Genomic DNA, 14,908 nt, shown 5'->3' on the forward strand with positions numbered 1-14,908 from the left:
TTTATCTCTTTAAACTAAAGTGTGCTTTAAATTCTTGAGAAGTACCATTAACAACATAATCAACTCTGAACCAATAGTCTGTTGAAGGCAAAGGCTGCCCATTATAGGTCCCGTCCCAACCTTCTCCATTTGTACTAATCTGCTTTATCAATTTTCCGTAACGATCAAAAATATAAATCTTAGCATCATATTCTGACAGCCCTTTAATATTCCATGTGTCATTATACCCATCACCATTAGGAGTAAAATAATTAGGATACGTTATAGCATTCAGGTTACTCACAGAAAGTAACTCTCCACAACCTTGTATATCTTTTACATATATCGTATAATTTCCGTTAGGCAAATCTGTAAAAGTAGGATTGGTTTGCCAATTCACAAGGTCTATACTATACTCATAAATTCCATAACCTCCTTCAGCAGCACCTACTATAGTAGCAGTACCGGCCGAGAACGGTGGTGTTATTACCTCAGCTGTAAAACTAACCGGTTCAGAAGAATAGGTTGTCGTTATCTGATCTGTATAACTACAAGAAGTATCCAGATTTGTAACTATAACTGTATAAGTTCCTTCCTCAGTCACTACATATTGAGAACCTACCTCATTTGTCAGGTCTAAGCCTACAATATCTGAACTCCACTGATACGAATAATTTCCGGATGTTGCAGGAGTTGCATCAATAACTTGTGATCCCGAACCCGTTTGCGGATCAACACAAAGAAAGAAATTATCACCTAAATCAGTATCAGGCAACGGATTAACTATTAATTTAAGAAAAGGACCTAAGGCAGCACATTCATAAAGATTACTCTCCATACGAACCCATATTTCTTGGTAATCAGGCACTGTATTTCTAAAATTAGTAATATCCTGAATACTATTTTGCTCTATTAAAGCATCCGTCTCATTTTCATAATATGAAAAAGTATAGGATTGATTAGAAGGAAACTGACTGATAAGTGTAGCTTCTATCTGAGTTAAGTCGAAGTAATCAATACCGTCATCATCAGGATCATTAGCATCCAAATAATCATCACATTCCTCTAAAGGAAAACTAAAGCTTTGCGCTACAGTAGTGGCAGAAACTATCAAATTTACTTTTGCTGTTCTGTAACATCCATAATCATTTTCAATTCTTACCCACACTTCACTTCCGTTTGCAGCAGTATAATTTGTATCGTCTGCTACATAATCTGTTTGACCTTCAGCTCCCGACAAGGAATTGTGATAGGTAAATACAACATCACTATCTGTTGAAATCTGACTATTCGCTTGAATCAGATTAAAATTAGTTATAGCATCTGTATCAGTATCACATTGCTTCAATGTAATCTCTGAGACAGAAACCGGCAATGGATTAACCTCTAAATCTAACGTTCCTATTTCATAACATCCGTTATTATTAGTAATTCTAAAATAGATCGTTTTAGAGTTCGAATAGTAACTATTGGAAAGAGGAGGCATATTGTTTTCCGCATCAATCATGGTTTCATAAAATTGAACACTTAAGATATCCGTTTGATTTCCTATGATTTCAGCATTTTTTGTATCTAATAAAAACGTAGCATAACCATTCGTATCGTCACCATCGTCATCCGTATCGCAAATTTCATACGATGTTACTGTTAAAGCATCGGGTGATGAAACAATGTCAACAGTCACAGTTGCAGACACCGGATCACAAATCCCATTAACATCTGAAACAGTATAAGTATATTGTCCCGGAAGGTCTATAGTCGGATTAAAATCTCCATTATCCGGATTTCTAGGCGTTCCATTATACGTCCAGGTCCCTCCGGAAGTAATATTTGCACCTAAAAAGCTTGTTAAATCAATTGATTCATTTACCTGGCATAAATTCTGAGCCGAAGAAACACCGGCACTAGGCCCTGGCACAATAGAATTTACCGTAATTGTGATATCATAAAATCTTGTGATTCCGTCACATGTCTTTGAAAAATGATAAGAATAATCACCCGGTAAATCAATAGTCGGATCAAACAGCCCGTCTGCTCTCGGAGTTCCGTTATAATCCCAAGTTCCGTTGGTTTCCGGATTTCCGGGTATCTCATCAAAAAGATCAATAGTCGTCCCGGAACAAACATCCATCGTTCTATTACTCGGAACACTTCCGAAACCCGAAAAATACCCTCCGTATCCCGCAGCTCCTGAAGCACCGAAAACCCCTACTGCCAATGCTCCGGTAGAAGAAACTTCAGTATCTCCCGTAAGATTGTCAATTCGATATGTTTTCCAGTTAGGATTTCCTGTTACCGCAACCGAATTAGCACTGACCGGAACTCCGTTTATAGTTACAACTGTTGGGTTTGAAGGATCTCCGTTAACAAAAGATTCCGTAGCAACTAATATCCCTCCTGTATAAGCTGTGTTACCGATTCTATCCACATCAGGAATCAAATCGACACTTTTTTGCCAGAAGCAACTCAACGGAGGAATAAAAAAGAATCCGGAAGTAGCATCGGATAAACTTCCTCCGATTATTTGGTAAACAAATGATGGCTTAGAGGTCTGAATTAACATATTGAAATTAGAAGCAGAACCTAAAAAATAAGAAGTTGGAACCAAATAATATTCTCCCGCATCTATAGTCGCTACAGGAGTAGGACTTCCGTTAAGTCTTATTTCCGTATTGTCTTCATGTGCAATTATTAACGGGTGCTCTGTACTGTCACTCCCGTTACCTTTCATAACAATATATTCTTTCCCTACTTGTTCTAAAGGAACAATTTGATCTAAGTTAAAATCCTGCCCTGCACTATCACTTAGCATTCCTCCGGTTAAATTCCCTGTATTCACAACAATTGGTTTATCCGAAGTCAATAAAGCCCCTATAAAACCGACTCTATTTACAGAAGTACTCACGTCTCCGCTCACAACAACACTTTCCCCTTTATTGAGGACAAAGGTTTGAGAAGGAGCTGAAAAAGTAGTATTTCCTAAAATAAAGCTTACACCAACATCATAATCTGACAATACAACGGTTGTATTATCCTCTGTCGCCATAAAACTGGTTACAAAATTTCTAATGGACCCACCGCTTGTTTGCGGCAAACTTCCTAATCTAAACACCGTCCCTGCGCCGGTTCTTCCTTTTGAAGCCAAAATTTCAGCATGATTATCTGCCCTCACTCTGAAACTTACATAAAAATCATACTGTCCTTCTAATATTAATCCTCTGTTTGCAACAACACTACCTACCTGACTTATATCAAGCATCATCAATGAAGGTTGGTCATCTCCTATTTTAATTCTCACCGGATTCCCTTGAGAGATTGTAAAAGGTGACCCGTTAATCGGCACTCCATTACCTGCCTTTATTGTAACAGGAAAAGGAGTTGGTTCAGGTGTTGATAAATATATATAATGATCTTTAACCAGATTAGTAGACATCGTCTCATTAGCATATAAAGGTGGTATCCAATGCTTATTACTAAGTTGGCTAAATGCATTTATCGCAAAAAAAGATACTAATAATAAAAAAAATATTCGTTTCATCATCAATGAATGAATTTTATACAAAGGGGTAAATTTAATCACTTTAACTCAAACCAATACAATTTTAACTAAAAAAAGGCTCTCAACTGCACATTTCCGGTATGGACTGCTTTACTTGTTTCGGATCTGCGTCCTTGATAGTTAATATTTATATCGAGGTATTGTGTGATGTTTTTCTGAAGTACCAATTGCCAGACTGAATTCTTTCCGGCTTGCAAGCCTTGTAACATTTGAAAGGAAACAGGTGACAGACTATCTCCTGTGAGCTTATTATTGTAAAAAGAATAAGAAGCATTTAACGTAAATCCTTTTTCAGAATTAAATGTAAGTCCGGTTCCTAATTGGTTCTGCTCTAATGTTTCCATTAAATTAATTGTGTTCTTTTGATTTTTATATTCGTAAAAAACATCCCAACTGGCATTTTTTGAAAAAATATAGGAAATTTTAGGAGAAACAGAATAATTATCTATTTCATAGTCTCTGGAACTGTAATTTTCAGAATAACTTTTAGTATTTCCGATTTGAGAGACTAATTTTAGTAACCACATTTTAGCAACTAAATGTGCGTATTGCAATTGATGTGTAAATGATTTATTTTCCTGACTTCCCACATTCAGAAGACTTTTTGCATGGTTATTAATATAAGTATAGGTTACGGAATGATACTGTCTTCCTTTATTGAAAAACAAACTATTCCTGAAATTGTTATTGAGTCCTAAAATATTATCGTTCTTAGAAAAAGGGTTTAAGTCAAAATTGCTATTCTCTTTTTTAATCTTCCGCTCTACCAAAAATGAGAATTGGTTGTAAAATTTAGATAGAAACTTCTGTAATCCGATTTTATTTTGCCATGCCAGTCCGTTAAAAATAATCGATTGCGAAAATTTGTTCTGGTGTGTTTTCACATATACCTGATTAGGCAGATAGACTCTTACATATTTCGCCTGATCGGAAAAAGGTGCTATCTCAAATTCCTGGATCTCCTGAATTCCGTTATTGTTATAATCATTCCACATATAAACTCCTTGTCCGGGATCTACTTCTAAATAGGTAAATTCTTGTTGTGGTATGGTTCCGGAAGTGGTTTCATAGATTGTAGAACTTTGTATCAGATTTGAGAAAAACGAATTGGTATACAACAGCCTAGAATTTAACGACGTTTGCTTAGGTTGCTGCTCGTCTTTGTATTTTAAATTCCGGTAATTAAAATAAATACTTAAGTTGCTTTTTTCCGTTTTGATCAGTTGCGATTTTAAATAATAAGAATGGGATTGATTTACTCTTTCTATGGTATTGTTAACCAAACTATCATTCGCTCTGTTTTTATATCCGATTTCAACATACACATTCGTAGAATCGCCTCTTCCGGCAAAAAAACCGTATTCCGTAAAGCGTTGACTAAGTGCTGTATATTCATCACTAACACTATTCTTTTGACGATTGTTCTCTATATTGAAAGTGGCTCCTACCCAATTTTTATCGATATGTTGCAATACTTTGCTCTGGTTTCTGATAAATTTAGAATTATAAGCCTCATTTTGACTGTTCATAGCACTGAAGTTAGTAACTATAGCTGTTTTATTGAATTTCAGGTTTGATTCTACCAAATGACGATTCCCCGAAAAATTCTTGGAAAAGTCTAATTTCTCAAACTGATAATGTACAAAACCATTCCTGAAAAAATTGAAATTTAAACCACTCTGCAACAAGGATTGGTTTCCGGAAACCGTACTAATATTCCAATCCCGATTGAACTCAATGTTGTACAAACGCTCAATAGTTTTAAAGTCTTGCTGAACAAAATCATATTTCGTCGTCAGATCTAAATTGAATTTTCCGGTATAAAGTCTTTGTTTACCATCTATTTTAACTGCTACTCCTTTGTTATTGTTATCATCAATTGTCGAATATAGATTCTGGTCATTGTTACTGACAGCTACTTCAAAATCAACTGTTGTCTTTTCAGAAGGTAAATAACTTCCCAAAACCGTTGCTATCTGAATTTTTGTAGGTGCAATTAACCTCACTATAGGTTCATAATCGCCTTGCAAAACTCCGTTTACAGGAGCTACATACTCATAGATCTTCCCGATAGCATTACTGTTGCTTATGACATAGTTCCCTTGATTTTCGCCAATATAAGTAAAGCGAACGTTATACAATTCTTCATTGGGATCATTAGAATACTCATAAATTTGTTCAGCACCCACCGTAACGACTCTATAGAGTATTTTATTTTCAGAATAAACGTCCAAATAAGCAGAAGGCGCATTCATCAGACTTTGATCATCACCGGCTTCTTGCAGTGCACTTACTTGCTCTTCAGATAAATTTTGTTGTAAAGGTTGATTTTTTACATCATTTTCTGAATATAAAAATGTTCCTATCTTAAATTTTTCTCTTTCATGGGTTACTCCTCCATAAGTTACAATTCTTGTAAAATTCCGATCGGTGTATTGATATTCTACATTAATACGCATTTCAGAGGTAATAGGAAACAAAGAGGTAAAAATAACTTCTCCGGCATTGTAATCAATAACGTAATCATTATTTTCTCCACGTTCCAATAATATCCCGTTAACATAAACTCTTTCTGAACCTGAAATCACCAGAACATACAATTCGTCATTATTTCCTTTCAGTTTGTAAGGTCCTTGATTCCCTTCCTGCCCGGTAAAAGTACTTCTGGCATATTGACCGCGAACAATTGCAGCTGCTGTATAAACTTCTGTTTTGCTATCGGATTTACCGAACGAGAACCTTGTCGATAAACCTTGTACTTTTTTATTGAAATTTAAAAACTGAGACTGTCTGTTCTCTAAGAACAAATCTCCCGCTCTGATACTCCAATTATCCGAAAAGAGTTCGATAAAAATCTGATCAAATTCATCTAACTTTTGCGAATATCCTCCATCTTGCAATGGAATATTACTATCCTGAATGGAAGCCCTCAGACTTACTTTATCTGAAATTTTTCCGGTGATCTGTAAATCTAAATTAGAATTAACAACAGTATTTTGATTGTTACCTATAGTAATCCCTCTCGAAATACTTCCGGAAGTATTCAAACCGTCAAATGGCTTAAACTTTGTTACGGACTCTCTTTTTAAACTGTAAAGATTTCCGGCTGCCGCATTGGGTACTATTTTACTATCATCATAAATGGCATATTCCTTTGTAATATAATCCGGAAACATTAAATACCGGATCTCTAAACTGTCCGGAAGCATGGTATTGGGATGAAAAATAATCTTCCCTTTGGGAAAATCAACATGGTAAAGCGTTGAGTCAATTTCATTACCGGCAAAATCTTTTACCTTAAAAAAAGCTTTGTTAATACTTACTTTTTCCAATGAGATCGTATCTTTTACAACAGCGATCTTTTTAGATTTGTAAGGCGTTTCGGTTTCCTGAGCATACAACTCCGAGAACCAAAGAAAAAACAATGCTATAAATCCGATTTTTACCATTAATACCTATAACTCTGAAAATTCAAAAGTAGTATTTATTAATGTAAATAACAGTACATTCCTTTTTTGAAAAGTAAAAGCCTCTGTCTGAAAAATTCACTCAGACAGAGGCAACATAAAAAAGGGTATATATGAAACTTATTCTTTTGTTACAATTTGAAGGGTTTCTCTTGAAATCTGTTTCAGAAGAACGGTTTTACCCGTTTCAACTGTTGCTGCTGATTTTTCATTAAAATGTCTGATCGTGTAAAGTGATACATTTTCGTTGAATGACACTTTGAATTTTTTGGCTAAATGATTCCTCAGCTCTTCAAAATTGTTGAATTTGTCTTCTATACAAACTGAAAAACTAATCGCCGAGTTCTGAATAAGGTTTACTTTCATTTTGTACTGATGGAACAAAGCAAAGATCTCACTTATATTCTCTTCCATGATAAAAGAGAAATCGAGTGAAGACAATGAAAGCAGCAACTGGTTTTTCTTAACAATAAAACATGACGTTTGCGGTTCCAGATCGGCTCCTTTAGAAACGCTGGTACCCGGCAACAACGGATTGAGGAATGACTTTACATACAATGGAATTTCTTTTCGTTGTAAAGGCTGTAATGTTTTCGGGTGAATTACCGTTGCCCCGTAAAAAGCTAGCTCAATTGCTTCCCGATAAGAGATCTGGTTCAATAAAACAGCATTTTCAAAATAACGAGGGTCGGCATTCAACACTCCCGGCACATCTTTCCATATTGAAACACTTTCAGCATTCAAACAGTACGCAAAAATAGCCGCTGTGTAATCTGACCCTTCTCTTCCAAGTGTTGTGGTAAAATTATTTGAATCTGAACCTAAAAATCCTTGCGTAATATATAGTTTATTTTTGTCAACACCTTCCTGAATTAACTTTTGTGTTTCTTCCCAATCTACGTTAGCATCTCTATAAGTTACATCTGTTTTTATAAAATTGCGGACATCTAACCATATGTTTGTCAATCCTTTTTCGTTAAAATAATAACTCACAATCGTTGTTGAAACAATTTCTCCGAAACTCACTACCTGATCGTAAACAAAATTATAATTAGGCGACTTATTACTTCTGATAAAATATTCCAGATCATTAAAAAGACTATTCACGGCAAAGAAAACATTGTGTTCTTCATCTTCAAATAAATCTATTAAAATCTGATTATGATACTTTCGAACTTCCTGAATGGATGCATTTAAGTCATTAGACTTTTCAAAATAATTTTTTATAACCACCTCTAGTGCATTTGTTGTTTTTCCCATTGCTGAGATCACTAAAAGTGTATTTTGGTGTCCCACTTTTTCTAGCACTGAAGCTACATTTTTAACACCTTCGGCATCTTTTACGGATGCTCCTCCAAACTTAAATATCCTCATATAATCTGATTCAATTACAATTCATAAAATTAATTTAGCTTCGCTACAAATCGTTTGATTCCTTCTTCATCCATTTGTACTACCCGCCAATCTGATAAAATTTCAGCTCCGGACTTCTCATAAAAATTAATTGCGTTTATATTCCAATCCAGCACATTCCATTCGATCCTTCTCACACCTTCTTTCTCTCCTTGTTCCATTATTTTTTGGTACAACGCACTACCGGCTCCCGTTCCTCTCATCTTTTCTTTAACGATCAGGTCTTCCAAATGGATCGTTTTTCCTTTCCATGTTGAGTAGCGATAATAATATAAAGCCATACCTACGATTTCTCCTTCAACTTCTGCAAAAAATGTATAAAACAGTGGATTCTCAGAAAAACCGTCTCTGATTAAATCCTCCACTGTAACCACAACTGCTTCCGGCTCTTTTTCAAAAATGGCTAATTCTTTGATCAGTTCCAAAGCTGCCGGCATATCTTCTTTTGTTCCTTTGCGTATAATCATTTTTTATTAATTCTCTATTTTCTGATAAAATGAAAGTGCAAAAATAATAGCTTGAAAAACAAGTTTGTAATTTTTTTAATCATATCACAAAAAAACCGATATTTGTGCCATTAACACAACTACATCGATTTCGACATGGAAGAAAGAAATACCACCTTAGGTGAGTTTATCATTGAAAATCAAAACTCATTTCAATATTCGACCGGCGAACTGTCACGCATCATTAATTCAATCCGTTTAGCGGCTAAAGTAGTAAACTACAAAGTAAACAAAGCCGGATTAGTTGATATTGTAGGTGCTGCCGGCGAACAAAATATTCAAGGAGAGGATCAGCAAAAACTGGATGTTTTTGCCAATGAAACTTTTATCCAGACATTGACAAACAGAGAAATCGTATGCGGAATCGCTTCTGAAGAAAATGATGATTATATCACGGTAGCAGGTGCAGATAACAACCATAACAATAAATATGTTGTTTTAATGGATCCTCTGGACGGTTCATCTAACATTGATGTAAACGTTTCTGTCGGAACTATTTTTTCTGTTTTCAGAAGAGTTACCCCTGTTGGTAGCCCTGTTCAACCGGAAGATTTTTTACAACCGGGTGTGAATCAGGTAGCTGCAGGTTATGTGATCTATGGTACTTCTACCATGCTTGTTTATACTACCGGACATGGCGTTAACGGATTCACTTTAAATCCGGCTATCGGAACCTTTTACCTTTCTCATCCTAATATGAGATATTCTGAAGACGGAAACATTTATTCCATAAATGAAGGGAATTATGTTCATTTTCCACAAGGTGTAAAAGATTATATTAAATATTGTCAGAAAGAAGAAGGTGACCGACCTTATACTTCTCGTTATATCGGAAGTTTGGTTTCTGATTTTCATCGTAACATGATCAAAGGCGGTATTTATATTTACCCGACAAGCTCTAAGGCTCCTAAAGGAAAACTGCGTTTGTTATATGAATGCAATCCGATGGCTTTTTTAGCGGAACAGGCAGGCGGAAAAGCTTCTGACGGATTCAGCCGAATTATGGAAATTCAGCCGACAGAATTACACCAGAGAGTTCCGTTCTTTTGCGGAAGTAAAAATATGGTAGAAAAAGCTGAAGAGTTTATGAAAAACGCTCAATAATAAAAAAGCTCCCTAATTGCACTGCCCCCAAAAAGTTAGACACTATTTGGGGGTATTTTTATGGAAAGAAAAGTCAAGTATAATTATGCATTTAAGCTTGATACAATATCGAGCTCATTATTCTCAAAATTAATTATAAATTTGTCTAAACTTTTGGGGGCAGTCTAAATTAGGGAGCTTTTTTATTTTATCTGTTCATGTTCTGCATTTCGTAAATAAAAGTGTCTAAATCCACGTTTAATTGTACCAGAGATAAAGCTTTATCAACAATATACTGAATATTTCCCGGTGTAAAACCTAAAGCCACACCAAAACGTCTTAGTAATTCGTGTTGACTCTCTCCCAATTCGTGATCTGCATATACCATTCTGGCCAGATCATACAAACGCTCTAACCTTCTGGTATGCAACAACGGAGGGTTTACCGGATATTTTGTCGGGTTCTCTAAAATCTCTTCGTACTCTTGTTCTGAGATTTCTAATTTAATTGCTAATTTATCCAAGAACTTTTGCTCTTCTTCTGAAATTTTTCCATCCGCAAGAGCCACTCTTACAATGGCAGAAAAATGACCTTTGTTTCTGTTACGGAATCCACTATCGAATAAATCTGAAATTGACATCTGTTAAATTTTTAGTTTCGCAAACATACGTAAATTTACGATTTTTATAAAATAAATACTATCCTTTTACTAAAAGAAAACTTCCTTGAAGTTTCTCTTTTTTAATGAAAAAGATTAAGTAAAAAAGCTTTGTATTATTTTAACCGCGTTTGTGTATCTTTACGATTTAAAAGTTTATTATTTTTAGATAATTAATTTCGTATGTCAGAATTTTGGCCGTACTTTAAAATAGGACTTACTCACGTATTAAATATACATGCCTATGATCATGTATTATTTTTAACTGCATTAATGATCCCTTATACTTTTAAGGACTGGAAACGTGTGCTGATCTTAGTTTCCTTATTTACATTAGGACACACATTGTCTTTGTTCCTTGCCGTATTCGGTATTGTCAGCGTAAATCCGTTATATGTAGAGTTTTTAATTCCCATAACCATTTTAGCAACCGCTGTTTTTCATTTATTTACAGCCGGAAAATCTGCTAAGACCGAAAGCATTTCTTTTGTTTCTATTGTAACTTTGTTTTTCGGAATTATACACGGCTTAGGCTTTTCTAACTATTTTAAAGCAATTTTACCGGGCAGTGCTTCCGATAAACTATTGCCTTTATTAGAATTTGCTTTAGGCATTGAAGCCGCACAAATCATTGTTGTTCTAATTGTTCTGATTCTGGCTTACGTTGTACAAACATTTTTCCGTTTTTCAAAAAGAGACTGGGCCTTGGTAATGTCTGCATTTATAATGGGAGTAGTAGTTCCTATGATCATTGAAAACGAAATCTGGAAAAGATAAAAATTTATGTCTCAAAAAAGATCCAAATACGATAAAGCCTACTTGCGCATTGCTAAAGAGTGGGGGCAATTATCTTATTGTAAAAGAAAACAGGTTGGTGCCATCATTGTAAAAGACAGAATGATCATTTCTGACGGTTATAACGGAACTCCTTCCGGTTTTGAAAATTGTTGTGAAGATGAAGTTGGTCTAACTAAATGGTATGTGTTACATGCAGAAGCCAATGCTATTCTGAAAGTGGCTCGTTCTACACAATCCTGTGAAGGTGCTACACTTTATATTACATTATCGCCTTGCAAAGATTGCAGTAAACTGATTCATCAAGCCGGCATTAAAAGAGTAGTTTACCATCAGGAATACAAAGACTGTTCCGGAATAGATTTTCTTAAAAAAGCCGGGGTAGAAGTAGAATTAATAGAAGAACTCTCATAAAAGACAAAGCATTGAAGCCAAATAAAATTTACTTCCCGTTATTCTTATCAGCAGCAGTAGCTCTGGGTTTACTCTTAGGAAGTAAACTGTCTACTTTTTCCGACTATCAATCCAATAATAAAAAAGCAAAGCTAAACCGATTAATTGACTTAATCGACCGGGATTATGTAGATGATATTAATACTGATTCTATTGTGGATCTGACAGTAAATAAAATTCTGGAAAATCTGGATCCGCATTCTGTTTACATTGATCCGAAAGAAATGGTTGCCGTAAATGAAAGTATGCGTGGTGACTTTGTAGGGATCGGCGTGAACTTTTATATGTATCATGATACTGTTGCTGTTATAAAACCTGTAAAAGAAGGACCTTCTGAAAAGGCAGGAATCAAAGCCGGTGATCGCATTTTAGCTGCCGGTGATTACACACTCTATGGTAAAAATCTGCCAAATGACTCCTTATTCGGTAAACTAAAAGGTCCTGAAGGTTCTGCTGTTAACTTAACTATTTACCGTAAAACTGAAAAAAAAGAATTCAAGGTCAAAGTCCTTAGGGATATTATTCCTCTGAAGAGTGTTGATATTTCTTTTATGACGGATAATTTAACTGGTTACATAAAAATAAATCGTTTTTCAGAAACTACCTATAGAGAGTTTCACAATGCCTTATTAAAATTAAAAGCGCAAGGTATGACTCGCTTAATGATTGATTTGAGAGGTAATGGCGGTGGTTATCTGGAAATGGCTGTTGCTATTGCTGATGATCTTTTACCAAAAGGAGATGTTATAGTAAAAGTTAAGAACAAGAAAGGAAAAGTTGATACTACTTTTGCAACTGAAAAAGGAGAATTTGAGACCGGAGAACTCTACATCCTTATCGACGAGAATTCAGCCTCAGCGAGTGAAATCTTAGCCGGTGCTATACAAGATAATGACAGAGGAACAATTGTGGGACGTCGTTCATTCGGCAAAGGCTTAGTACAACGTGAAATGCCTTTAGGCGATGGTTCAGCCGTACGTTTAACTGTTGCACGCTATTACACTCCTTCCGGACGTTCTATTCAAAAACCTTACGGAGACAAAGGAGAAGGTTATTTTAATGAATTTGAGAAGCGTTTTGCAAACGGCGAGCTATACGAAGCAGATAGTATAAAAGTAGCTGACAGCTTAAAATATAGAACCAAAGAAGGGAGAACAGTATACGGCGGCGGCGGAATAATTCCTGATGTATTTGTTCCCTTTGAAGCTAATCACGGAGAAGAAGCCACTATAATGGTCATGCAATCCGGCTTGGTGAACTATTTTGCTTTTGAACAAATTGATAAAAGCCGGAACTATTTTGACCAACTCAATTTAACCGAGCTTAAAGAAGAAATTTTTTCTGATGAAAAGTACCTTGATGAATTCAAAAAATACATTTCAGGAAGTGGTATTCTACTTAGTTTCCATCAAAAAGACAAGATCCTGACTTATCTGTATGCAGAGTTCGTCAGACAGCTTAAAACAGACTTGGATTATTACAAAATCCTGTTACAGCAAGACAATATGGCTCAAAAAGTATTGAGTCTGGAAAAATAAAAAAAAGACACTATCCCGTAAAGTGTGTAAGTTATAAATCGAGGGTTTGGCTTTTATTAAAGCTGAACCCTTTTTTCAAATATATAAAATTTAAAATTAAGCAAAAAAATATCGAGAGCTTTAACCCTCGATATTTTATACTTTACACACTTAGTGAGATACTACCAAAAAAAAACAGTCAAACAGACTGCTTTTTTATAGTCTCCTCGTTTTTAACCAACCTGTTATGCTTAAACGCTCCCGCATAACCGGTAAAACTTCATGTTCCAATACTTGACTCTCAAAGATCACAACACGCCCTTTTAACGGATATACTTTTACTTCATCATGTTCTTTATAGATGACTAATTCCCCTCCGTATTCCGGTAGCCAGTTCTCATCATTCAGATAACACACTACAGATAACTTGCGACTGTCGTCATTCTGAAATATATCCAAATGTCTTTTATAAAATGTCCCCACCGGATATAATGCATAATGAAATTCACGATCTTGGATTCCCAAAAAGCAGGTTTGATTCAAATAATTTGAAAAATGATCTATTCTTGAAAAAAAGTTTTGCTCAACTTCACTCAGTTTATTCTCTTCTATCCAGGAAATAAAATCGCCCCGAATGGATCGTATCACTTGTTCATTAAATTGATCTCCTATTGCGGATTTCTTAAAATAATCTTCTTCATACTTATCCAAAAGACTATTTCTTAAACTTGTTACAGCTTCTTCAGTAAAAAAATCATCAACAATACTATATTGTTGATTTAAAAGATCTTCAATGATCTTTTCGTACATTGGATTTTCAGTTAACCCATTCATATATGTCAAAAAAAGTGAGCAAATATAGCATGAAAAACAATACAAAATTTACTTCGAATAATTTATTAATTTTGTATCGTAATTTTTTATAAAGAATGAGTAAAATTAGAATCACCAAGCAATTTACATTTGAGACCGGACATGCTTTATACGGATATGACGGAAAGTGTAAAAATGTTCATGGTCACAGCTATAAATTATCAGTAACCGTTATCGGAGAACCTATTCAGGACACTTCTAATGTTAAATACGGAATGGTGATTGATTTTGGCGACCTTAAAAAGATCGTTAAAGAAGATATTGTAGACATCTTTGATCATGCAACTGTTTTCAATCAGAACACACCTCATATAGAATTAGCAAACGAGCTCAAAAAAAGAGGTCATCACGTTATTTTAGTAGACTATCAGCCAACCAGTGAAAATATGGTAATTGATTTTGCCGAAAAGATCAAAAGAAGGCTTCCTGAAGACATCAAATTATTTTCACTTCGCTTGCAGGAAACTGAAACTTCCTTTGCGGAATGGTTTGCTTCTGATAATTAAAAATTTAGATGTATAAAAAAAGCTCCCTAATTTAGACTGCCCCCAAAAGTTTAGACAAATTTATAATTAATTTTGAGAATAATGAGCTCGATATTGTAT

11 protein-coding genes are annotated in these 14,908 nt (G+C 35.0%); 5 read left to right on the forward strand and 6 right to left on the reverse strand.

The window, feature by feature from the left end; all coding sequences use genetic code 11:
* Position 1: 1 nt before the first annotated feature.
* The 4 genes from NHF50_RS05640 to NHF50_RS05655 all read right to left on the reverse strand — a co-directional run bounded on the left by NHF50_RS05640 (position 2) and on the right by NHF50_RS05655 (position 8,885).
* The gene (locus tag NHF50_RS05640; protein ID WP_252775325.1) at positions 2-3,520 is read right to left on the reverse strand and encodes a T9SS type B sorting domain-containing protein; all 3,519 of its coding nucleotides are present in this window, start codon (positions 3,518-3,520) and stop codon (positions 2-4) included.
* Positions 3,521-3,585: 65 nt separating this feature from the next.
* Positions 3,586-6,987: a hypothetical protein gene (locus NHF50_RS05645; protein WP_252775326.1), complete on the reverse strand. Its 3,402-nt coding sequence runs from the start codon at positions 6,985-6,987 to the stop codon at positions 3,586-3,588.
* Between the two features lie 138 nt (positions 6,988-7,125).
* Positions 7,126-8,379 (reverse strand): aspartate kinase, encoded by a 1,254-nt coding sequence (locus NHF50_RS05650; RefSeq protein ID WP_109568774.1) that lies wholly within the window; start codon positions 8,377-8,379, stop codon positions 7,126-7,128.
* A gap of 29 nt (positions 8,380-8,408) precedes the next feature.
* Positions 8,409-8,885, reverse strand: coding sequence for a GNAT family N-acetyltransferase (locus tag NHF50_RS05655; protein WP_109568775.1), 477 nt, complete (start codon positions 8,883-8,885; stop codon positions 8,409-8,411).
* 135 nt (positions 8,886-9,020) lie between these two features.
* On the opposite strand from NHF50_RS05655, the gene fbp reads away from it, so the two are divergent.
* A complete protein-coding gene (fbp, locus tag NHF50_RS05660) occupies positions 9,021-10,028 on the forward strand; it encodes a class 1 fructose-bisphosphatase (protein WP_109568776.1) in 1,008 nt (335 codons plus the stop codon).
* 187 nt (positions 10,029-10,215) lie between these two features.
* Here fbp and NHF50_RS05665 read toward each other — a convergent pair whose 3' ends face one another.
* Positions 10,216-10,647 carry a TerB family tellurite resistance protein gene (locus NHF50_RS05665; protein WP_109568777.1) on the reverse strand — a complete coding sequence of 144 codons (432 nt, stop codon included), beginning with the start codon at positions 10,645-10,647 and terminating at the stop codon, positions 10,216-10,218.
* A gap of 201 nt (positions 10,648-10,848) precedes the next feature.
* Here NHF50_RS05665 and NHF50_RS05670 point away from each other — a divergent pair, with 201 nt between their 5' ends.
* The 3 genes from NHF50_RS05670 to NHF50_RS05680 are packed head-to-tail and all read left to right on the forward strand — an operon-like array spanning position 10,849 to position 13,451.
* A complete protein-coding gene (locus tag NHF50_RS05670; protein WP_109568778.1) occupies positions 10,849-11,442 on the forward strand; it encodes a HupE/UreJ family protein in 594 nt (197 codons plus the stop codon).
* 6 nt (positions 11,443-11,448) lie between these two features.
* Positions 11,449-11,874 (forward strand): dCMP deaminase family protein, encoded by a 426-nt coding sequence (locus tag NHF50_RS05675; RefSeq protein WP_109568779.1) that lies wholly within the window; start codon positions 11,449-11,451, stop codon positions 11,872-11,874.
* 11 nt (positions 11,875-11,885) lie between these two features.
* Positions 11,886-13,451, forward strand: coding sequence for a S41 family peptidase (locus NHF50_RS05680; protein WP_252775327.1), 1,566 nt, complete (start codon positions 11,886-11,888; stop codon positions 13,449-13,451).
* Positions 13,452-13,646: 195 nt separating this feature from the next.
* On the opposite strand, the gene NHF50_RS05685 is transcribed toward NHF50_RS05680, so the two are convergent.
* Positions 13,647-14,264, reverse strand: a complete 618-nt coding sequence (locus NHF50_RS05685; RefSeq protein WP_252775328.1) for a 2OG-Fe(II) oxygenase — start codon at positions 14,262-14,264, stop codon at positions 13,647-13,649.
* 95 nt (positions 14,265-14,359) lie between these two features.
* Here NHF50_RS05685 and NHF50_RS05690 point away from each other — a divergent pair, with 95 nt between their 5' ends.
* Positions 14,360-14,809 (forward strand): 6-carboxytetrahydropterin synthase, encoded by a 450-nt coding sequence (locus NHF50_RS05690; protein WP_252775329.1) that lies wholly within the window; start codon positions 14,360-14,362, stop codon positions 14,807-14,809.
* Positions 14,810-14,908 lie beyond the last annotated feature (99 nt).

Origin of the sequence: Flavobacterium sp. NRK F10, assembly GCF_024054235.1 — a bacterium.
Classification (GTDB): domain Bacteria; phylum Bacteroidota; class Bacteroidia; order Flavobacteriales; family Flavobacteriaceae; genus Flavobacterium; species Flavobacterium sediminis.

Coding starts and splice junctions, on each gene's coding strand:
- NHF50_RS05640 (WP_252775325.1), bottom strand. CDS start 3,520: ATGATGAAACGAATATTTTTTTTATTATTAGTATCTTTTTTTGCGATA.
- NHF50_RS05670 (WP_109568778.1), top strand. CDS start 10,849: ATGTCAGAATTTTGGCCGTACTTTAAAATAGGACTTACTCACGTATTA.
- NHF50_RS05665 (WP_109568777.1), bottom strand. CDS start 10,647: ATGTCAATTTCAGATTTATTCGATAGTGGATTCCGTAACAGAAACAAA.
- NHF50_RS05685 (WP_252775328.1), bottom strand. CDS start 14,264: ATGAATGGGTTAACTGAAAATCCAATGTACGAAAAGATCATTGAAGAT.
- fbp (WP_109568776.1), top strand. CDS start 9,021: ATGGAAGAAAGAAATACCACCTTAGGTGAGTTTATCATTGAAAATCAA.
- NHF50_RS05675 (WP_109568779.1), top strand. CDS start 11,449: ATGTCTCAAAAAAGATCCAAATACGATAAAGCCTACTTGCGCATTGCT.
- NHF50_RS05690 (WP_252775329.1), top strand. CDS start 14,360: ATGAGTAAAATTAGAATCACCAAGCAATTTACATTTGAGACCGGACAT.
- NHF50_RS05650 (WP_109568774.1), bottom strand. CDS start 8,379: ATGAGGATATTTAAGTTTGGAGGAGCATCCGTAAAAGATGCCGAAGGT.
- NHF50_RS05655 (WP_109568775.1), bottom strand. CDS start 8,885: ATGATTATACGCAAAGGAACAAAAGAAGATATGCCGGCAGCTTTGGAA.
- NHF50_RS05645 (WP_252775326.1), bottom strand. CDS start 6,987: ATGGTAAAAATCGGATTTATAGCATTGTTTTTTCTTTGGTTCTCGGAG.